Here is a 19,210-nt window from a genome sequence, read left to right as displayed (position 1 = left end):
CGAAAGCGCCGCTTGGTTTTTCACCGGGGGCGCTGCATGATTCGGCCATCGGGTGAGAATTGGATAGTTTTCGGCAGCCTTTTGTTGCCATCCTGTTCTTGCCGCTGGGAGAAACACATGCAACTCGCGAATCTGAAAATCTCCGTCCGCCTCGGTCTGTTGGGCGCCTTCTTCTTTCTTGCGCTGGTCTTCGTCGGTGCGCGCGGCTGGAGCGCGCTCGACGCGGCCAGCGCGCGCAGCGCGGACGCCATGCAGCGCTCCGTCGCCCTGACGGAAGCCGTCGATGCGGCGCGCAGCGCGCAGGTGGAATTCAAGATCCAGGTGCAGGAGTGGAAAAACATCCTGCTGCGCGGCGGTGATGCGGCCGCCTTCCAGCGTTACCGCGAAGCGTTCGTCGCCAGCGGCGCGCAGACGCGCAAGGAATTGAAAGGCCTGCAATCGATGATGGCGGCGCTGGGGCTCGACACGGCGTCCGTGGAGCAGGCGCTGCAGGCGCACGACGCGCTGGGCGTGAGCTACCTGGCGGCCCTGCAAAAATTCGATGGCGCGCGTGCCGACAGCGCCCACGTGGTCGATGCGCTGGTCAAGGGCATGGACCGCGAACCGACGCGCCAGATCGACGCCATCGTGGCCGCCATCGGCAAGCAGTCGCACAGCCTGATGGCGCAGATGAAGGAACAGGACGCGGCCGCGCACCGCAGCGCCAGCATCGCCATGCTGGCCACCGTACTGGTGACTCTGGTCGTCGGCAGCGTCACCGTGTGGTGGCTGATCCGCAGCATCACGGTACCGCTGGGTGCGGCCGTGGGCATTGCCCAGCAGGTGGCGGCCGGCGACTTGCGCGCCGTGGTGGCCGATGGCAGCCGCGATGAAATCGGCGACTTGCTGCGCGCACTGAAAGCCATGAGCGGCAACCTGGCCGCCATCGTGGGACGGGTGCGTACCGGCACGGACGCCATCGCCACGGCCTCGGCGGAAATCGCCAGCGGCAATATGGACCTGTCCTCGCGCACGGAAGAACAAGCCAGTTCGCTGGAAGAAACGGCTGCCTCGATGATCGAGCTGACGTCCACCGTGCGGCAGAATAACGACAACGCGGACCAGGCGCGCCAGCTGGCCGGCGGCGCGTCCGACGTGGCGCTGCGCGGCGGCGCAGCCGTGGCGCAAGTGGTGCAGACCATGAGCCATATCAATGCTTCATCGAAGCGCATCGTCGACATCATCGCCGTCATCGACGGCATCGCCTTCCAGACGAATATCCTGGCCCTGAATGCGGCCGTGGAAGCGGCGCGCGCGGGCGAGCAGGGGCGCGGCTTCGCCGTCGTGGCCACCGAGGTGCGCAGCCTGGCGCACCGCTCGGCCGCGGCGGCCATGGAAATCAAGCAGCTGATCGGCGAATCCGTGCGCACGGTGGAAGAGGGCAGCGTGCTGGCCGGCCAGGCGGGGCGCACGATGGATGACGTGGTGAGCAGCGTGCAGCGCGTGAACGCCATCATCGGCGAGATCGCCGTGGCCAGCGTGGAGCAGCGCGACGGCATCGAGCAGATCAGCATCGCCATCAGCCAGATGGATGGCGTGACGCAGCAGAACGCGGCCCTGGTGGAGCAGGCCGCCGCCGCCGCGGACGCGCTGCAGCAGCAGGCGGCCAGCCTGGCCGACGCCGTCAGCATCTTCAAGCTGCACGGCACGCCCGGCATGGCCGTACCGGCGGGCGCCGCCCCGGCCAGGAAGCTGTCGCTGGCCTGAAGCACACGCGCCACGCGCCGCTTGATGCCAGTCAAGCGGCGCCCCATCAGGCAAATATCGCGCCGAAATTCTTATATTATTTCCTTTCAGCATGTATTTGCGCCCGGCCGCACGGCGCGCGTTGCAAAGGAAAAGCATGTCTTCCATCTCTTGCCTGCCGGGTGACGCATGACGGCGCTGCTGCTGGCGCTGTGCTTGGCCCTGGCCATGGTGCTCGCCGTGCTGCTGGCCTGCCAGTGGCGGGCGGCGCGCATGTGGCGCATGCGCCATGCGACGGGCGCGGTGCTGCAGGCGGCGCAGGCGCGGCGCATGGCCGATGCGCTGGCGCTGCTGCATGCCTTGCCGGCGGCCGTCATCGGCACCGACCATGACGGCGTGGTGCAGTACCTGAATCCCCGCGCCAGCGCCATGGGCGGGCTGCTGGGCGACGATGGCCCGGGCCAGCCCGTGACGCAACTGCTGCCGCTGTTCCATGACGGCTCGCCCATCGATGCGGCGCGCCAGGTGCGCGACTGCGTGGCGCGGCAGGAAGTGCTGGAAGTGGCGCGCGGCGCCGTGCTGCTGCGCCATCTCGACGGCAAGCGCATCGACGTGCAGTACAGCTGCGCGCCGCTGGCGCAGGGCGGCGCGGTGCTGCTGCTGCACGACGTGTCGGCCCGCCGGCGCGCCGAGCAGCAGCTGGAATTCATCGCCCACCACGACGGCTTGACGGGCTTGCCGAACCGTTTGCATTTCCAGATCCGCTTCGAGCACGGCATCGCCTACGCGCGCCGCCACCAGGGGCTGCTGGCCGTGCTGTTCGTCGACATCGACCGCTTCAAATCCATCAACGACAGCCTGGGACACGACGTGGGCGACCAGGTGCTGACGGAGTTCGCGCGCCGGGTGCAGCAGTGCGTGCGCAAGGTCGACACGGTGGCGCGCCAGGGCGGCGACGAATTCATCATCCTGCTGACGGAACTGCGCGCGGCGCACGATGCCGAGCGGGTGGCCGAGAAAATCGTCCGCGCCATCGCCGCGCCTTTCGTTATCGGCGAATACAGCCTGTCGGTGGCGGCCAGCGTGGGCGTGGCCCTGTACCCGGATGACGACGACGACGTCAATGCGCTGATCGAAAAGGCCGACCTGGCCATGTATGCGGCCAAGCGCCACGCGCCCGGTACCTGCCAGCGCTATGCGCCGCGCATGCAGACGCAGTCGTATTCGCGCACCATCCTCGAGACGGCCCTGCGCCACGCGCTCGAACGCAATGAATTCGTGCTGTACTACCAGCCGCGCATGGACTTGAAGACGCGCCGGATCACGGGCGTGAAGGCGCTGCTGCGCTGGAGGCACCCGGAACTGGGCCTGATGATGCCGCTCGATTTTTTGCCGGTGCTCGAGGAAAGCGCCTTGATCCTGCCCGTGGGCGCCTGGGTGCTGGCCACGGCCGTGGAGCAGGCGCGCAGCTGGATCGCGCAGGGGCAGATGCTGACGGTGTCCGTCAGCCTGTCGGCGCGCCAGTTCTACCAGCGCGATATCGCGCGCAATTTCGCCGCCGCGCTGGAGGCGGCCGGCGTGCCTGGTCATTGCATCGAACTGGAAATCGCCGCCGGCATCCTGATCGACAGCAGCCAGAACTGCGAACTGATACTGCGCCAGTTCCGCCAGCTGGGCATGGCGATCGCTATCAGCGATTTCGGCACGGGCGACGCTTCGCTCACTTACCTGAAACGCTTTCCCACGGATGCCGTGAAGATCGAAAAATGCTTCGTCGACGACCTGGGCAAGCCGGGCGGCGATAGCGCCGTGGTGCGCGCCATCGTGGCCATGGCGCGCACGCTCGGATTGCGCACCATCGCCGGCGGCGTGGAAAGCGGCGAGCAGCTGGAACTGCTGGCCGAGATGGGCTGCGACGAAGCGTTCGGCTATTTTCTTGGCCGCGCCGTGGCGCCCGAGGACATCGAGGCGCGGCTCAAGTCGCCTAGCCCGGCGTGACGGACAGCGCCGCGAGCATCACGGCGGCCAGCACGGCCGCGCTGCCGGCGATACGCGCCAGGCGCATGGCTTGGTGGGGCGCGTACGGCAGCAGCCAGATCAGCAGCAAGCCGCAGCTTGTCAGGCTGCCGACCCAGTAGACGAGGCCATAGCCGCCGCCCGCGATGTGCATGGCCCAGGCCAGGCCGGCGACCAGCGCCAGCCAGCCGGTCCACTGCAGGCGGCGGCGCAGCGGCGCGGGCGGTTCGGCGCCGCGTCCGTGCAGGTCGGCGTAGTGGCGGTCCATCGCCAGGCACAGCGAGGACAGGCCCGCATAGCACAGCGCTAAAACGAGAAAATTCGCGAGGAAGTTCGACAGCGGCTCCATCACGCGGCCTCCATCGTCTGCGCCGGTTTTACCGGCGCGGCCTTGACCGCCTTCACGGGCAGCGGCTTCAACTTGAACGCCGCATACGCGAGGCCCAGGCCCAGCACCAGCACCACCAGGTCGAAGGCGGCCACCGCCACGGGGCCGCGGCCCAGGAACAGGGTCACGCCCAGATGCGAATCGGTGGTAAAGACGTTCAGCACGGGCAGCGACGCCAGCAGGAAGGCGCCGGCGGCCAGCTGCATGCGCCACATGGCGCGCGACGGGCGCAGCTGGGCGATGATGGCGGCCAGGGCCCAGGCGCCGAAGAAGCAGGCAATTTCCTCTTGCGGCCGCTCTTCCATCGCCACAGGCAGCAGGCGGTTGGCCCAGAAGTAGACGCCGAAGGCGATCGGGATGCCGGCGATGGCGCCGATGTTGAGTGCCTCGACCAGGCGCAGGCCGAAGCTGGCGCGCTTGCCGGCGGCCAGCGCCTTGGCCTGCTTCTGGCGCGTCTTGACGGCCCACAGCAGGGCGCCCGTGGCGACCATGGCGCAGCCGGCCAGGCCGGACAGGAAGAACAGGGCGCGCAGCAGCGGGCCGCCGAAATGCGCGACGTGCAGTCCGACCATCACGCCTTGCGTGGCGGCGGCGCCGGGCTGCGCCTCGCCGTCGGTCGACAGCAGCTTGCCGGACACGCCATCGAATTCCATCGACGGCTGCTTCGACGACATGTCGCGTCCGCCCGCGCGCGTCAACGTCACGGTGGCGTTGGCGTCGCCCGGATGGCTGATGGAGATGCGTTCGACCTTGCCGCCGCCCCAGTGCTGTTCCGCCTGGCGCACGAGGGGGGCCAATGCCGTCAGCGGTGCGGCCACGCCGGCCGGCTTGCTGTCGCCCGAGCGGCCCGGGAAGGCTTCGGCGAAGAAGGCGTCCTGGTCGCCCTTGTAGGCGGCCGTGGCGCCCGATGGCATGTACAGGAACATCAGGGTGACGAGGCCCGTGTAGGTGATCATGATGTGGTAGGGCAGGGCCAGCACGGCCGTCACGTTGTGCGCGTCGAGCCACGAGCGCTGGCCCTTTTTCGGCCGGAAGGTAAACAGGTCCTTGAAGATGCGCTTGTGCGTGACGATGCCGCTGATGATGGAGACGAACATGAACATGGCGCAGAAACCCACGATCCAGCGGGCCCAGATGGCCGGCATGTAGTGCAGGTCGAAGTGCAGGCGGTAGAGGAATTCGCCGCCCCGCGTTTCGCGCGGCTTGGACAGCACCTCGCCCGTGGCCGGGTCGGCTTTTTCGCTATGAAAATTGCCGCGCCGTCCGCGTTTCTTTTCGCCCGGTTGCGATGGCTTGCTCCAGCCCAGCTGCGTGGCGGCGCTGCGCTCGCCGGGCAGGCTGATGAACCAGCGCGTGGCGCCCGTGGCCCGCTCTTCCATCGCCTGCTGCGCGACCTTGGCCGCTTCCTCGGTGCTCACTTCGCTGGCGGCGGCGCCATGCAGTTCGGGCTGCATCCACAAGGTGATTTCATTGCGGTAGTAGCTGGCCGTGCCGGCGCAAAACACCAGCAATAGAATCCAGCAGACGAGCAGGCCGGACCAGGTGTGCAGCCATGCCATCGACTGGCGGAAACCTTCTTTCATGCGAGACTCCAGGATAGTGCGTCCATCCACTGCAGGATGGCGGCGATGACGGCGGCGGGAATCGCGAGGCCCAGCCAGGCGCGCAGGGCGCTGCGCGTGGCGAAGGCCCACAGTACGGCGCAGGTGTAGATGGCAAACGACAGCAGGGTGGCTGTCATGACGGCTTCGGAACGGGCCATGGGCAGGCTCACCGACAGCAGCATGGTGACCAGCGCGGCCAGCACGTAGCCGCCGACGATGGCCGCCACGCTGCGCGAGGCCACGCCGAGCCGGTACACGGCGCCGGCGGACAGCCGCAGGCGCGGCATTTTAGTGATGGCTGGCGCTTGCATGGTCAGTCGTGATCCTTGCTGGGCGGCAGGGCCGGACCGGCCGGCAGCGGCGTCACGCCTTGCGGCTGCACCAGGCTCAGGGTGGTCACGAACATGGCCTTGTCATGGGCTTGCGCGCCGCGCTGGCCGGCCGTCTTGTCCGTGTGCTGCACTTCCAGCACATAGGTGCCCTTCCATGGCAGCGGGAAGCTGACCAGGCCTTGCGCATCGCTCCACGCTTCCTTGCTCCAGCCCGACTGCACCACGGCGTTGACCTTGGCCTGCGCCAGCGGCTTGCCCTGGTAGCTGACCTGGAACTGGCCCGGTTTGCCGGTCGGCACCAGGTCCAGGGTCAGCGCGGGTGTCTGCGCCTTGCCGTCGGCGATCAGGCGCGCGGCGGGAATCCACACGGTGCGCGTGGCCTTGCCATCCTTTTTCTCTTCCCACGACGGGTAGTTGTCTTCCTCGACGATGATGCTTTCGCCGGCCGCCACCTTGCCGTTCAGGACAAAGGCGCCGGCCGTCTTGCTGGCCTGCAGGGACTTGTTGCCGGCCGCCGAAATCCACGTCACGTTCCTGATGCTGAACTTGTCGAGCAGGCCGGGCGACGCTTCGCGCAGGTTGTCGCCGAACTCGCCGAAGTACACGCTGGCCGCCTTGCCGTCCTGCTGCAGCCAGATCTGGTGTGCGCTGGCCGTGCCGGAAACGAGGGCCGCGCCCAGCAGGGCGGTGGCGAGGGCGCCGAGGCGCGCGATGGAAGTGAGGTGCATGGTGTATCCCTTCGTTCGTGATGAGAAACATGGTTATCGCAGCGGTGCGAAGTATCGGGACGTCGCGGCGGCAGTGCCGGCCAGCGAACGTGCTCGCGCCATGAAACTTCTACTTTCGTTATTGATATGGGAAGGCTTGCTTGGCGGAGATGCCTGGCTGGCGCAGCGTGTCATTCAACTGCGCACTGGCGTAGCGGCTGCGTGCACACTCTGTTGAGAGTCTAAATGTGAATGAGAACTATTCTTATTATAATGTGGGGTTGTGAGACATGCAAGAGTGAGGTGCCGCATGGTGCCGCCAGCTTAAGCGTATTACCGCACCATCGCTGACGTACAACGCTTTGCCGCTTGCCCCACTTGCGTTAACATGGGAAGTTAATATGGAGGCAACATGGCTATTCAAATCATCAACACGGCGCCGATTGCCGGCCAGCGGCCCGGCACGTCGGGCCTGCGCAAGAAGGTGGCTATGTTCAGCGCACCGCAATACCTGGAAAACTTCGTGCAGAGCGTTTTCGACACGCTCGGCGACTGCCGTGGCCAGACCCTGGTGCTGGGTGGCGACGGACGCTACTACAACCGCGCGGCTATCCAGACGGTGCTGCGCATGGCGGCCGCGCACGGCTATGCGCGCGTGCTGCTGGGGCAGGGCGGCATCCTGTCGACGCCGGCCGTCAGCTGCGTGATCCGCAAGCATGGCGCCAGCGGCGGCATCATCCTGTCGGCCAGCCATAACCCGGGCGGCCCGGATGGCGATTTCGGCATCAAGTACAACATCGCCAATGGCGGCCCGGCGCCCGAAAAGGTCACGGAAGCCATGTTTGCGCGCACGCAAGCCATCACCGAATACCGCATCAGCGACGCTGCCGATATCGACCTCGACACCCTGGGCACCGTGCGCATCGAGCAGATGACCGTCGAAGTGATCGATTCCGTCGCGGACTACGCGGAACTGATGCAGCAGCTGTTCGATTTCGATGCCATCCGCGCCCTGTTCGCGGGCGGCTTGCGCCTCTGCTACGACGGCATGCACGCCGTGTCCGGGCCGTATGCGACGGCCATCCTGGAAGGCATGCTGGGCGCACCCAAGGGCAGCGTCATCAACGGCGTGCCCCTGGAAGACTTCGGCGGCGGCCATCCGGACCCGAACCCCGTCAACGCGCAGGAATTGATTACGCGCATGGCCAGCGACGATGCCCCGGACTTCGGCGCCGCGTCAGATGGCGACGGCGACCGCAACATGATCGTCGGGCGCCGTTTCGACGTCACGCCCTCGGACAGCCTGGCCATCCTGGCCGCCAACGCCACCGTGGCGCCCGGCTACCGCGACGGTTTGAAAGGCATCGCCCGCTCCATGCCCACGTCGGGCGCGGCCGACCGGGTCGCTAGCGCGCTGGGCATCCCCTGCCACGAGACGCCGACGGGCTGGAAATTCTTCGGCACCCTGCTCGACGCCGGCATGGCCACCCTGTGCGGCGAAGAGAGTTATGGCACGGGCTCGAACCATGTGCGCGAAAAGGATGGCCTGTGGGCCGTGCTGTTCTGGCTCAACCTGCTGGCAGAGAAGAAGCAATCGGTGGAAGACATCGTGCGCGCGCACTGGGCCACGTATGGCCGCAACTATTATTCGCGCCACGATTACGAAGACATCGACAGCGCTTGCGCGGCGCAGCTGATGGAGGCCGTGCGCGGCCAGCTGGCCGCCTTGCCGGGACAGACACTGGGCGGCTACACGGTGGCGCTGGCCGACGACTTCAGCTACACGGACCCCGTCGACGGTTCCGTCGCCACGCAGCAGGGCATCCGCATCATCATGACGGACGGCGCGCGCATCGTGCTGCGCCTGTCCGGCACGGGCACCGAAGGCGCCACACTGCGCCTGTACCTGGAGCGCTACGAAGCCGATCCGGCCCGCCACGATATTCCCACCCAGGAAGCGCTGGCAGGGCTGATCGCCGTGGCGCAGCAGCTCGCGCAGATCCGCCAGCGCACGGGGCGCGATGGGCCGACGGTGACGACGTAAAAAAGAAGGACGCGTGGGTCGGATTAGCGTGGCATCGCCATGCGTAATCCGACGATATTGTCAGCGGCGTTGTCGGATTACGCCCTTCGGGCTAATCCGACCTACTTGCATGATTACGCTTTGCCCGGCACCACCGTCTTGCGGTAGTTGTCGACCATCTTGTAGCGCTTCGCATACAGGCCGAAGGCCAGCATGGCCACGGCGGCGAAGGCGGCGAAGAAGAACATCTGGAAGGCCGTCACGCTGATGCCGCTTTCGGCGATCTTGCCGATCACGCCTTCGTTCATGACGCTGCGGTTGACGATCAGCACCCACAGGTTGCCCACCGTCGTCGACAGATTCCAGAAGCTCATGATGGCGCCCTTCATCGAGACGGGCGCCTGGCTGTACGCAAACTCCAGGCCCGTCGCCGAGACCAGCACTTCGCCGAACGTCAGCAGGGCGTACGGCAGGATCTGCCACATGATGGAGACGGCGCTGCCGCTGTCGAGGGCCAGCTGCAGCAAGCCGATGACGATCCACGCCAGCGAGGAAAAGCCGATACCGGCCGTCATGCGGCGCAGGGCCGTCGCTTCCCAGCCGAAGCGGTTGAGCATCGGGTACAGCACCAGGTTGTTGAACGGGATCAGCAGCATCACCAGCATCGGGTTCAGCGCCTGCATCTGCGCCGGCAGGAACCAGCTTGGTTTTTCCATGGTGTTCGCTTGCACGATCCACGTCGAGGCCTTCTGGTCGAACAGCGAGAAGAAAGGCGTGACGAGGGCGAAGATGACGAGGATGCGCAGCACGGCGCGCACGCCTTCGACGGCTTCGTCAGGATGGATGCCGCGTGCGCGTTCCAGCTGCATGGCCGTGCCGATGCTGCCGAAGGCCAGCAGCAAGACCAGCGCGGTACACGCGGAAATCACGAAGCCCCATTCGGGAATGCTGTAGAACGCATACAGGGCGCCGATCACGCCGACGTAGGCCACGTACAGGCCGGGACGCGAACCGCCATCGACGCGGGCCAGCAGGGCCGTGCGGGCCACGCGGGTAAACGAATCGGGATTCGGCGGCGCTGGCGGCACGTGCACGTATTTCTTGGCGCCCATCCAGAAGACGATGGTGGCGGCCAGCATCATCAGGCCAGGGATGCCGAAGGCGATCGACGGACCGAAGTCGCGCAGGAACATAGGCATCAGCAAGGACGCGAAGAAGGAGCCGAAGTTGATGATCCAGTAGAACAGGTCGAAGACCAGCTTGGCCTTGTGCTTGTTGGTCTGGTCGAACTGGTCGCCGACAAACGAGGCCACGAGCGGCTTGATGCCGCCGGAACCGAAGGCGATCAGGAACAGGCCGAAATAGAAGCCGTTGACGCTGTTTTCAAACAGGGCCAGGCAGGCATGGCCGGCGCAATACACGAGGCTGAGCCAGAAGATGGTGTTGTACTTGCCGAAGAAGCGGTCGGCCAGCCAGCCGCCCAGCAGCGGGAAGAAATACACGCCGATGACGAAGGTGTGGAACACGTGCTTGGCTTCGCCCGTGCGCTGGTCGATCGGGATCATCAGCAGCAAGGTGCTGATGAGGAATGGCGTCAGGATGTTGCGCATGCCGTAAAAGCTGAAGCGTTCGCAGCCTTCGTTGGCGATGATGTACGGTATTTGCCGGGGCATTTTGCCCGTGGCGGTTTGTGTCTCGGCCGATGACATTGGCTCTCCCCAAGTTTTTTTTGTAAGCCGCGATGCTAAGGCCTGCCGCGTTTGCTTGCAACAGAAAAAACGGCCTGTCCGCTATTTCGCAGGGATTTGTAAGGTATTGATTTTCATAAAGACATTACTTTCGGCACTTGCACGGGCAGGGCGGGGCAGCAGCAGTTGCATTTGCAGCATGCCATCCGATGCGGGACTGTCCGCCAGGCTAAAACCGCAGCCCAGGTAGAGGTTCAGCGCCGCGTGATTGTCCTGGGCCACGGCCAGGCGCACGCGGCCCAGCTCGGGCACGCTGCAGGCGTGCGCGATGGCCGCCTGCACCAGTTGCCGTCCCGCGCCGAGTCCACGCGCCTGCGGTGCCACGTACACGCCCCACAGGCTGGCCTTGTCATGCACGACGGCGATCGGTTCGCGGCGCAGGCCGGCAATGGCGATCAATTGTTCCTGGTCGAAAGCGCCAAATATTATTTGGTGGGAAGTGGCGCGCAGGCGCTCGGCTAGCCGTGCCAGCGGCAAGCCGCTTTCCGCCGCGTGCGTGGTGCAGAAGGCGGCGGGCAATTCGGCGATGCCGGCCAGGCGCAGCGCGCGGTAGGCGCTGGCGTCGTCTGGCGCGAGGGGGCGGACAGTGATGGCGGGCATGTGGCCGAGTATCGCGCTTCGATGTCGGAAAGTAAAGCTTGCGCTGCAACGCAAGCGTCCCGCGGCAAGGGGGCCGGCGCAGGAATTACTGCGTGGCGATGCGCTGCATGGGCGCGTTGTCCTTGCGCCATTGTTCCAGGCTGATCAGCTCACCGCTGACGACGTCGTCGACGAGGATGCGCTTGCCATCCTGGGAGACGACGAAACTCTCCCAGCGGTGCGCCGCGTCCGGCGTGTTTTCCACAAAGTTCAGGTCATAGTAGGGCTGGCCATCGATGAGGCGTGCTTCCGGCGACGTTTCCATCACGGCGCCGTGGGCGCGGCCGCCCGAGGCCTTTTCGATATGCGCCGACCAGGCCTTGATTTCCGGTAAGGCCATCAAGGCATCGACGGCGCGCGCGTTCTTCTCCGGTGCCGCCGTGCCGGCGCTGGCGCCAGGGGCATGCTCATCGCGCGGCGCCGATTGCTCGTGCACGTAGAAAGCGCCGAGCCCGGCGGCCAGCAAGCCGGCCAGGATGCCGGCGATGATGGTGGTTCTGGAAGTGGAGGCGCGTGGCGGCATGGTGGCGGGTGTGCGAAAGAGGAAAGATGGCGGCCATGCTAAAGCAAAACAGTCAGGCGGGCAATCATTGGAATTGCTAGGGAAAGACGAAAAAAAGCCACCTTCCGTAGAAGGTGGCTTTCGGGGCCGCCGGGCAGGTACTGGCAGCTTTTGGTCTGCCAGCCTTGTCCCGGCGTATGCGGCCGGTCGCGCCGTCGCCTGCGCGACTGGCCGCCGGACATTACATCATGCCGTCCATGCCGCCCATGCCGCCCATGCCGCCGCCCATGCCGCCGCCTGCTTTGTCGTCAGCGATTTCGCAGACCATGCAGTCGGTCGTCAGCATCAGCGAAGCGATCGAAGCGGCGTTTTGCAGCGCCGAACGGGTCACTTTGGCTGGGTCCAGAACGCCCATTTCCACCATGTCGCCATACGTGCCGTTGGCAGCGTTGTAGCCGTAGTTGCCCGTGCCAGCCAGTACGGCTGCCACGACGACCGAAGCTTCTTCGCCTGCGTTTTGCACGATCATGCGCAGTGGCTCTTCCATTGCGCGCAGGACGATCTTGATACCGGCGTCTTGATCAGGATTGTCGCCCTTGACCGTGATGTTGGCGCGTGCGCGCAGCAGGGCTACGCCGCCGCCTGGCACGATGCCTTCTTCCACGGCAGCGCGGGTCGCGTGCAGTGCATCTTCAACGCGGGCTTTTTTCTCTTTCATTTCGACTTCGGTGGCTGCGCCAACCTTGATCACGGCAACGCCGCCAGCCAGTTTGGCGACGCGCTCTTGCAGTTTTTCACGGTCGTAGTCCGAGGTCGCTTCTTCGATCTGTACACGCACTTGTTTTACGCGTGCTTCGATCGAGGCAGCTTCGCCGGCGCCATCGATGACGATGGTGTTTTCCTTGCCCACTTCGATGCGTTTCGCTTGGCCCAGTTCGGCCAGGGTCACTTTTTCCAGGGTCAGGCCGACTTCTTCAGCGATCACTTGGCCGCCGGTCAGGACAGCGATGTCTTCCAGCATGGCTTTGCGGCGGTCGCCGAAGCCAGGTGCTTTCACTGCGCAGGTTTTCAGGATGCCGCGGATGTTGTTCACAACCAGCGTGGCCAGCGCTTCGCCTTCGATGTCTTCCGCGATGATCAGCAGTGGACGGCCAGCTTTTGCGACTTGTTCCAGTACCGGCAGCAGGTCACGGATGTTCGAGATTTTCTTGTCGCACAACAGGACGAATGGGCTGTCCAGTACGGCAACTTGTTTCTCCGGGTTGTTGATGAAGTATGGCGACAGGTAGCCGCGGTCGAACTGCATGCCTTCAACGATGTCCAGCTCGTCGTTCAGCGACTTGCCGTCTTCTACGGTGATGACGCCTTCCTTGCCGACTTTTTCCATCGCTTCAGCGATACGCTCGCCGATCGAGTAGTCCGAGTTCGCCGAGATCGCGCCAACCTGGGCGATTTCCTTGGTCGTGGTGCAAGGACGGGCGATTTTCGCCAGTTCTTCGACGGTCGCAGCAACAGCCTTGTCGATACCGCGCTTCAGGTCCATCGGGTTCATGCCGGCGGCAACGAACTTCATGCCTTCGCGCACGATGGCTTGTGCCAGCACGGTGGCGGTGGTGGTGCCGTCGCCGGCGTTGTCGCTGGTGCGGGAAGCAACTTCCTTGACCATTTGCGCGCCCATGTTCATGAGCTTGTCTTTGAGTTCAACTTCTTTCGCTACCGACACACCATCCTTGGTGACGGTAGGGGCGCCGAACGAGCGCTCCAGGACCACGTTGCGGCCTTTCGGGCCCAAGGTGACTTTGACTGCGTTGGCGAGGATATTGACGCCTTCGACCATCTTGGCGCGCGCTGCGTCGCCGAATACTACTTCTTTAGCTGCCATGTTCAATTCTCCAGAAATTTCGGAATGAGTTATCTAAAACGTGGAAACAATTACTTGACGACGATCGCCATGATGTCTTCTTCGCGCATGACCAGCAGCTCATCGCCGTCAACTTTGACGGTTTGGCCGGCGTACTTGCCGAACAGGACGCGGTCGCCCACTTTGACATCCAGAGGACGGACTTTGCCGTCGTCGAGAATCTTGCCATTGCCTACGGCAAGGACTTCGCCTTGATCCGGTTTTTCAGCAGCTGCATCAGGAATGATGAGGCCGGACGCAGTCTTGGTTTCCTGGTCGAGGCGTTTGACGATGACGCGATCGTTCAATGGGCGCAGATTCATACAAAACTCCTTAAAGTTCAATGGATAAGTGTTGCTGAATGAATACATGCCTGGCACAGCGCCAGGCGTGCTTTCAGTGACCGCCGTTGAAAGCAGCCCGCAACGGTCAAGCAAACCCCATGGCATCGTTGCGTGCCGGCTTGAGCAGTGGTGCATCGCGGCGTCGCCCACCGCGTAGCGTTCCCTGCTGTTGTCCGGCATGCACCATCATGTCCTGAGGATTGCTACGAAAGAGTTTGTTAGCACTCTCTACTAACGAGTGCTAATTATAGGGACGGTAGGGGGCTTATTCAAGGGGAACATATTGATACTTGTTCCGCGCAGCCTGCATTTACACAGGGTTTGCGCAAACGCAAGCCTCGTTCCCGGGCGTCAGCAACAGGCGCGACTCTAGCATGCCCGTCGGGCGGACGGCGTTCCTGTACGCAAAGGAAACAGAGTTTTGCTATGGATTTTGATAAGATGATTAGAATTGCATATCAATATCGCCATTCGCACCTGAAAGCTCACTCATCATGCCATCGACTCTTTCCCGTCCCGCCCTGCGCCTGCTGGGCGCCGCCGTCCTCGGTTTCGCCTGCCTGGGCAATGCCGCCGCGCAAACGCCCACCATCGCCGACGAGATCACGGTGGCCACCCTGACGCCGCAGCAAAAGGAAATGCTGCTTAACGAGCTGTTCAAGGACTTGAACAAGGATGACGACGACCAGGAAGCGCACGTGTGGGACAACGGCGGCGAGCGCGGCGTGATGGTCAAAGTCAGCTATAACTTCAGCAACTCGGGCATGACGGAGCACAGCCTGAAGGCGCACGTGTGCCGCGACCTGACATTCGTCGTCACGGCGGCTGGTAAAACGCAGGACTTGAGCCGGCGCACCTGTTCGCAGAGCAGCGGCCGCTGGGACGTGCAGGGCAAGGACCCGGCGCCCGTCGTGTATCCGCCTTTCCTGTCCGACGTGACGGTGGCCAAGCTGAATGCCAAAGAGCAGGCAGCGCTGCTGAAGGCGGCCGTGCGCACCCTGAAGGATGAAGAGGATGGCAAGAGCCGCCAGTGGAGCAACAAGGGCTTGGGCAATGCGCAGCCGCTGGCAGTGCGCCTGACGCCCTCGGGCACGGACGCCAAACCCGGCAGCTACAGCCGTACTTGCCGCGATTTGACGATGGTGCTTGACGGCAAGGGCGGACAACAGACCTTGACGCGCCGCTCTTGCGAAAACCGCTATGGCGGACTCGATATCGAAGCCGATTACGTCGACGAGTAAAACGCTGCCATCGCGGCGCCCGCAGATGCGCGCAGTTGGCGAAAAGCGCCGGAAAAAGTGTGTATTGTCCGCCAACTGCCCTGCATTGATGTAAATATGTGTGACAGCGGCGTGATTCGATTGACGCCCATGGAGCGTCCGCCCTATAGTGGCGGAATGATTTCCGAATTCAACGAATTATCCGACAAAATAGGCCTGCTGGCCGAAATGACCCATGCGCTGCGCCGTGAAAACGCGCAACTGCGCAAGGATAACGCCGCCCTGTCCGCCGAAAACGCCCTGTACGTGCAACGCATGCGCGAGGCGCAGGAGCGGGTGGAAGCCTTGCTGGAAAAAATTCCCGAACTGGTGCAAGCGGGCCTGGAGCAAGCCGCTTCGGAAGCGGGCGCCTATATTGCCGAGAACGAGAAGGAAGCGTAATGCCGCGTGTCGATGTCAATATCATGGGCCAGTCCTACAGCATGGTGTGCCGCGACGGCGAAGAGCGCGCGCTGCGCGAAGCGGCGATCTATCTCGATAGCAAAATGAAAGCCATCCGCGACGCGGGCAAGGTCAAGGGCAACGACCGCATCGCCGTGCTGGCCGCCCTGGGCGTGGCCGCGGAGTTCCTCTCCGTGAAGTCGCCGCAAGGTCCGCTGTCCGAATTGACGATCCTGGAAGTGAAGCAGAAAATCTCGGCCATGCACACGGTATTGGATAGCGCTTTGACGCCCCAGGAAAACCTTTTTTAAGCGTGCACGCGACGATTTGTCTTTGCGATGCGCGATCAAAGGAGTAAACTTGGGTCTACCCTGCGGTGTTCGCGATTGCCATATATTCCTTGAACCATTTATGCGCATCGGTTGCGAATTTTGTTTGATGGGAGTGAGCGTCGCTCGTTCGACGAACCCGAAATTGAACTAACGTGACCACCTTGAACCGTTTGGTTCGGGATGCCGGCATAGCGGCACAGGCGGGGCCCAATTTGAAAGAAAACGAAAAACGGTTGCAGCATCGATGCGCAACCGTTTTTTTACGTCTGTCGCTTTGATACGGAGTCTGCATGAAACAATATTGGCTGATGAAATCCGAACCCGATGAAGTGAGCATCGACGACCTGATGGCCGCGCCCCGGCACACCATGCCGTGGTTCGGCGTGCGCAACTACCAGGCGCGCAACTTCATGCGCGATGGCATGCAGCCGGGCGATGGCGTGCTGTTCTATCACTCGAGCTGCCCGCAGCCGGGCGTGGCGGGCGTGGCCGAAGTGGCCAGCGGCGCCTATCCCGATCACAGCCAGTTTGAAGCGGGCGGCAAATACTTCGACCCGAAGGCCACGCAGGAACAGCCGCGCTGGATCAGCGTCGACGTGCGGGGCCTGAAGAAGACGGCGCTGCTGCCCCTGTCCGAAATGCGCCAGATGCCGGAACTGGAAGACATGCTGCTGTTGAAGAAGGGCAGCCGGCTGTCGATCACGCCCGTGACGCCGGCGCAATGGAAAGTGATTACCAATAAGCTGAAAGTTTAGCCCTCGACCCGGTTGCGGCCATTCTGCTTGGCCCGGTACAGGGCCTGGTCGGCGGCGGCCAGCAATTGTTCCGGCGTCTGTCCTCCATCATTCAAGGCCAGGCCGATGCTGGCCGTCACGAGGCCGCCGCGCGACGGCGCGTGGACGATGGCGGCGGCGGCGATCGCTTCCTGCATCTTGTGCGCCACGGCCAGCGCGCCCGCGTGGTCGGTGGCGGGCAGGATGGCGGCAAATTCCTCGCCGCCGAAGCGGGCAGCCAGGTCGCTGGCGCGCGGCAGCGCCGAGTGCAGGGCGGCCGCGATCCGCACCAGGCAGGCGTCGCCATACGGGTGGCCGAAGGTGTCGTTGAGGCTTTTGAAGAAATCGATATCGATGATCAGCAGCGCCAGCCCTTGATGGTTGCGCGCGGCGCGCTGCCATTCCAGCTGCAGGGTCTGGTCGAAGCAGCGCCGGTTGGCGATGCCCGTCAAGCCGTCCGTCAGCGACAGCTTTTCCAGTTTGTCATGCGCGGCGCGCAAGGCCAGTTCGCTTTGCATGTAGCGGCTTTGCAGGGTGGCCGAGCGCAATGCGTGGACCAGCAGCGCGACGAACAGCGACGCCGCCGCCAGGTAGAAATGCGCGCGCATGACGGCAAAGCCCAGGCCCAGCAGGGCGGCCGTAAAGAAGATGGGGCTGAAATTGTCGATCAGCAGGGTCAGCTTTTGCGGGGCTTGCTGCGCCCGGGCGCTTTCCGGCCCGGACCGCGCCGCCGGGCCGCCCTTGGACAGCAGCACCAGCAGCAGGAACGGCAGGCTCGGCAGTACTTCGCTCCACGCTTGCGTCACGCCATGCAAGGTCAGATAGTTATACGCGGCAGCGCAGCCCGCATAGCACCACAAGAACACCGTCAGCAGCAGGTAAAAGCGGCCTTGCCCGCCATCGCGGCGGTGCGCCAGCAGGCGCAGCGAAGCGCAACAGGCCAGGGCCAGGTTTTCCACGTTGTAGGTCAGCACCAGCAGGCTGGCGGGAATCGGCGCGATCGAGCGCTGGTCGAAGGGCGACACGGAAAAGATGGCCGTATAGGCCAGGTAAGTCGCCAGCAGCACCTGCACGGCGTCCAGCCATTGCAGCGTGCGCGAGGGATGCTCGTGCGTCACGGACGACATGGCCAGCAGCAGGGGCGCGCCATACATGAAATAGGCGAAATCGGAAAATACGTGGCGTCGGACGCCACCTGTCCGCTCAGATCCTGCCAGGCCGACAATATCATGCCCGTGCTCCAGAACAGCATGGCCACGGCGAACAGGGCCCAGCCCGTCCTGGCGGCGCCCGCCGCGCTCATATAGGCGCAGCGGCAACAGGCGGCCAGCGCCAGCAGGGGAGCCACAATGTTGAACGCATAGCTGACCCAGGGGGCACGCGTTCCTGCCCAGGCCGTCAAGGCCAGCTGCGCCAGCACATAGCAGGCGCCCAGCGCAATCGAGTACGTCAGTTTTTGTCCGACAGGCAGCATGGCAAGGCATTTCCCGGTGGCGGCATGAAAACGATGATACCGAGATGTCAACAGCAAGTCTATTCCACTAGGAAATTTTATTGCGTTGAAGGAAATGTTGCGGAAGGAGGTAGTGGCGCACCTGTCTGGCGCGCCACCGGGGGAACAGCGGTGTTACGTGTTGGCCGGGCGGGCCTTGGTGGGCGGCGTGCCCATCACCTGGCTTTTGTACGCCCACACCAGCAGGGCGATGGCGCCGACGATCATCGGCAGGGACAGCATCTGGCCCGACGTGATCGGCACGCCCAGCCACACGACTTCCCAGTCCGGCGTGCGGAAGTATTCGGTGAAGAAGCGCGCGCAGCCGTACAGCAGGGTAAACATGGCGCCCACGGCCATGCGCGGGCGCTGCTTGCGCGCAAACAGCCACAGGATGATGAACACCAAAATGCCGTCGACCAGCATCTGGTAGATCGGCGACGGGTGCACGGGATACGGAATGCCGGGCCACTGCATGGCCCACGGCAGGGTTTCCGGCGCGATGCGGCCCGGCAGTTCGGCATTGATGAAGTTGCCCAGGCGGCCGGCCGCGTAGCCGAGCGGCACCAGCGGCGCGATGAAGTCGAGCACGTCGAACAGGTTGCGGCCCGCCTTGCGGCTCCACAGGTACATGGCCAGGATGACGCCGAGGAAGCCGCCATGGAAGGACATGCCGCCATGCCAGACCATGAAGATCTCGAGCGGATTGTGCATGAAGTATTCGGGACGGTAGAACAGTACTTCGCCCAGGCGCCCGCCGATCACCACGCCCAGCATGCCGTAGAACAGCATGTCATCGAGGTCTTCCTTCTTCCAGCCCAGTACGGCGATGTGCGGCTGCTTGATGCGCACTCTGCCCAGGATAATGAACAGGGCAAAGGCCAGCACGTACATCAGGCCGTACCAGTGCACGGCGAGCGGGCCGATCTGGATGGCTATCGGGTCGGGCATCGGGTGTATCAGCATGGGGTTTCTTTCTTTGTTTAAAGCCAAGGTTGCGTAGTATGGGGGCGGCTGCGGTTTT

19 protein-coding genes and 1 other RNA gene are annotated in these 19,210 nt (G+C 64.0%); 8 read left to right on the top strand and 12 right to left on the bottom strand.

Annotated features, from left to right (window positions below; translation table 11 throughout):
* Window positions 1–117 precede the first annotated feature (117 nt).
* On the top strand, window positions 118–1,746 hold the full coding sequence (locus CLU90_RS13190) for a methyl-accepting chemotaxis protein (protein WP_100428122.1): 1,629 nt from the start codon (window positions 118–120) through the stop codon (window positions 1,744–1,746).
* Between the two features lie 168 nt (window positions 1,747–1,914).
* Complete coding sequence (locus CLU90_RS13185; RefSeq protein ID WP_100428121.1) at window positions 1,915–3,723, top strand: putative bifunctional diguanylate cyclase/phosphodiesterase; 1,809 nt, start codon at window positions 1,915–1,917, stop codon at window positions 3,721–3,723.
* Here CLU90_RS13185 and CLU90_RS13180 read toward each other — a convergent pair.
* Genes CLU90_RS13180 through CLU90_RS13165 form a run of 4 tightly spaced genes read right to left on the bottom strand, consistent with a single transcriptional unit; the run spans window position 3,710 to window position 6,793 of the window.
* The gene (locus tag CLU90_RS13180; protein WP_100428120.1) at window positions 3,710–4,090 is read right to left on the bottom strand and encodes a DUF3325 domain-containing protein; all 381 of its coding nucleotides are present in this window, start codon (window positions 4,088–4,090) and stop codon (window positions 3,710–3,712) included. The two genes, CLU90_RS13185 and CLU90_RS13180, sit on opposite strands and share 14 nt — an antisense overlap.
* Window positions 4,090–5,712: a PepSY-associated TM helix domain-containing protein gene (locus CLU90_RS13175; RefSeq protein WP_100428119.1), complete on the bottom strand. Its 1,623-nt coding sequence runs from the start codon at window positions 5,710–5,712 to the stop codon at window positions 4,090–4,092. The genes CLU90_RS13180 and CLU90_RS13175 overlap by 1 nt, the downstream gene beginning before the upstream one ends.
* On the bottom strand, window positions 5,709–6,044 hold the full coding sequence (locus tag CLU90_RS13170; protein ID WP_092713718.1) for a DUF3649 domain-containing protein: 336 nt from the start codon (window positions 6,042–6,044) through the stop codon (window positions 5,709–5,711). The genes CLU90_RS13175 and CLU90_RS13170 overlap by 4 nt, the downstream gene beginning before the upstream one ends.
* A 2-nt stretch (window positions 6,045–6,046) precedes the next feature.
* Complete coding sequence (locus CLU90_RS13165; protein ID WP_100428118.1) at window positions 6,047–6,793, bottom strand: DUF4198 domain-containing protein; 747 nt, start codon at window positions 6,791–6,793, stop codon at window positions 6,047–6,049.
* 391 nt (window positions 6,794–7,184) lie between these two features.
* Here CLU90_RS13165 and CLU90_RS13160 point away from each other — a divergent pair, with 391 nt between their 5' ends.
* Entirely contained in the window at window positions 7,185–8,816 is a 1,632-nt protein-coding gene (locus tag CLU90_RS13160) for an alpha-D-glucose phosphate-specific phosphoglucomutase (RefSeq protein WP_100428117.1), read from the top strand.
* A gap of 113 nt (window positions 8,817–8,929) precedes the next feature.
* Here CLU90_RS13160 and CLU90_RS13155 read toward each other — a convergent pair whose 3' ends face one another.
* From CLU90_RS13155 to groES, 5 genes are all read right to left on the bottom strand, one after another.
* Window positions 8,930–10,468 (bottom strand): POT-type proton-dependent oligopeptide transporter, encoded by a 1,539-nt coding sequence (locus CLU90_RS13155; RefSeq protein ID WP_198511207.1) that lies wholly within the window; start codon window positions 10,466–10,468, stop codon window positions 8,930–8,932.
* Window positions 10,469–10,585: 117 nt separating this feature from the next.
* Window positions 10,586–11,143, bottom strand: a complete 558-nt coding sequence (locus CLU90_RS13150) for a GNAT family N-acetyltransferase (RefSeq protein WP_092713709.1) — start codon at window positions 11,141–11,143, stop codon at window positions 10,586–10,588.
* Between the two features lie 85 nt (window positions 11,144–11,228).
* Window positions 11,229–11,705 carry a hypothetical protein gene (locus tag CLU90_RS13145; RefSeq protein ID WP_232731187.1) on the bottom strand — a complete coding sequence of 159 codons (477 nt, stop codon included), beginning with the start codon at window positions 11,703–11,705 and terminating at the stop codon, window positions 11,229–11,231.
* A 220-nt stretch (window positions 11,706–11,925) separates the two neighbouring features.
* Window positions 11,926–13,566 carry a chaperonin GroEL gene (groL, locus tag CLU90_RS13140; protein ID WP_100428115.1) on the bottom strand — a complete coding sequence of 547 codons (1,641 nt, stop codon included), beginning with the start codon at window positions 13,564–13,566 and terminating at the stop codon, window positions 11,926–11,928.
* Window positions 13,567–13,616: 50 nt separating this feature from the next.
* Window positions 13,617–13,907 carry a co-chaperone GroES gene (groES, locus tag CLU90_RS13135; protein WP_010400979.1) on the bottom strand — a complete coding sequence of 97 codons (291 nt, stop codon included), beginning with the start codon at window positions 13,905–13,907 and terminating at the stop codon, window positions 13,617–13,619.
* 515 nt (window positions 13,908–14,422) lie between these two features.
* Between groES and CLU90_RS13130 the strand changes: the two genes are divergently transcribed.
* From CLU90_RS13130 to CLU90_RS13110, 5 genes are all read left to right on the top strand, one after another.
* Window positions 14,423–15,169, top strand: a complete 747-nt coding sequence (locus CLU90_RS13130) for a hypothetical protein (RefSeq protein ID WP_092713707.1) — start codon at window positions 14,423–14,425, stop codon at window positions 15,167–15,169.
* A 156-nt stretch (window positions 15,170–15,325) separates the two neighbouring features.
* Window positions 15,326–15,589, top strand: coding sequence for a DUF904 domain-containing protein (locus CLU90_RS13125; protein WP_092713705.1), 264 nt, complete (start codon window positions 15,326–15,328; stop codon window positions 15,587–15,589).
* The gene (locus CLU90_RS13120) at window positions 15,589–15,900 is read left to right on the top strand and encodes a cell division protein ZapA (RefSeq protein WP_034747344.1); all 312 of its coding nucleotides are present in this window, start codon (window positions 15,589–15,591) and stop codon (window positions 15,898–15,900) included. Before CLU90_RS13125 ends, CLU90_RS13120 begins: the two co-directional genes overlap by 1 nt.
* Window positions 15,901–15,954: 54 nt before the next feature.
* Window positions 15,955–16,132: non-coding RNA, 6S RNA (gene ssrS, locus CLU90_RS13115), on the top strand.
* Between the two features lie 79 nt (window positions 16,133–16,211).
* Window positions 16,212–16,676: an EVE domain-containing protein gene (locus CLU90_RS13110; protein WP_100428114.1), complete on the top strand. Its 465-nt coding sequence runs from the start codon at window positions 16,212–16,214 to the stop codon at window positions 16,674–16,676.
* Here CLU90_RS13110 and CLU90_RS13105 read toward each other — a convergent pair.
* The 3 genes from CLU90_RS13105 to lgt form a co-directional block, all read right to left on the bottom strand.
* A complete protein-coding gene (locus CLU90_RS13105) occupies window positions 16,673–17,848 on the bottom strand; it encodes a GGDEF domain-containing protein (protein ID WP_157808815.1) in 1,176 nt (391 codons plus the stop codon). The genes CLU90_RS13110 and CLU90_RS13105 overlap by 4 nt on opposite strands.
* Window positions 17,809–18,168, bottom strand: a complete 360-nt coding sequence (locus CLU90_RS29305; RefSeq protein ID WP_157808814.1) for a hypothetical protein — start codon at window positions 18,166–18,168, stop codon at window positions 17,809–17,811. The genes CLU90_RS13105 and CLU90_RS29305 overlap by 40 nt, the downstream gene beginning before the upstream one ends.
* Before the next feature lie 153 nt (window positions 18,169–18,321).
* A complete protein-coding gene (gene lgt, locus CLU90_RS13100; protein ID WP_092713699.1) occupies window positions 18,322–19,152 on the bottom strand; it encodes a prolipoprotein diacylglyceryl transferase in 831 nt (276 codons plus the stop codon).
* Window positions 19,153–19,210 lie beyond the last annotated feature (58 nt).

The sequence above is a fragment of the Janthinobacterium sp. 67 genome (genome assembly GCF_002797895.1).
Classification (GTDB): Bacteria; Pseudomonadota; Gammaproteobacteria; order Burkholderiales; family Burkholderiaceae_D; genus Janthinobacterium.
This window is presented reverse-complemented; position numbering and strand designations above follow the sequence as displayed.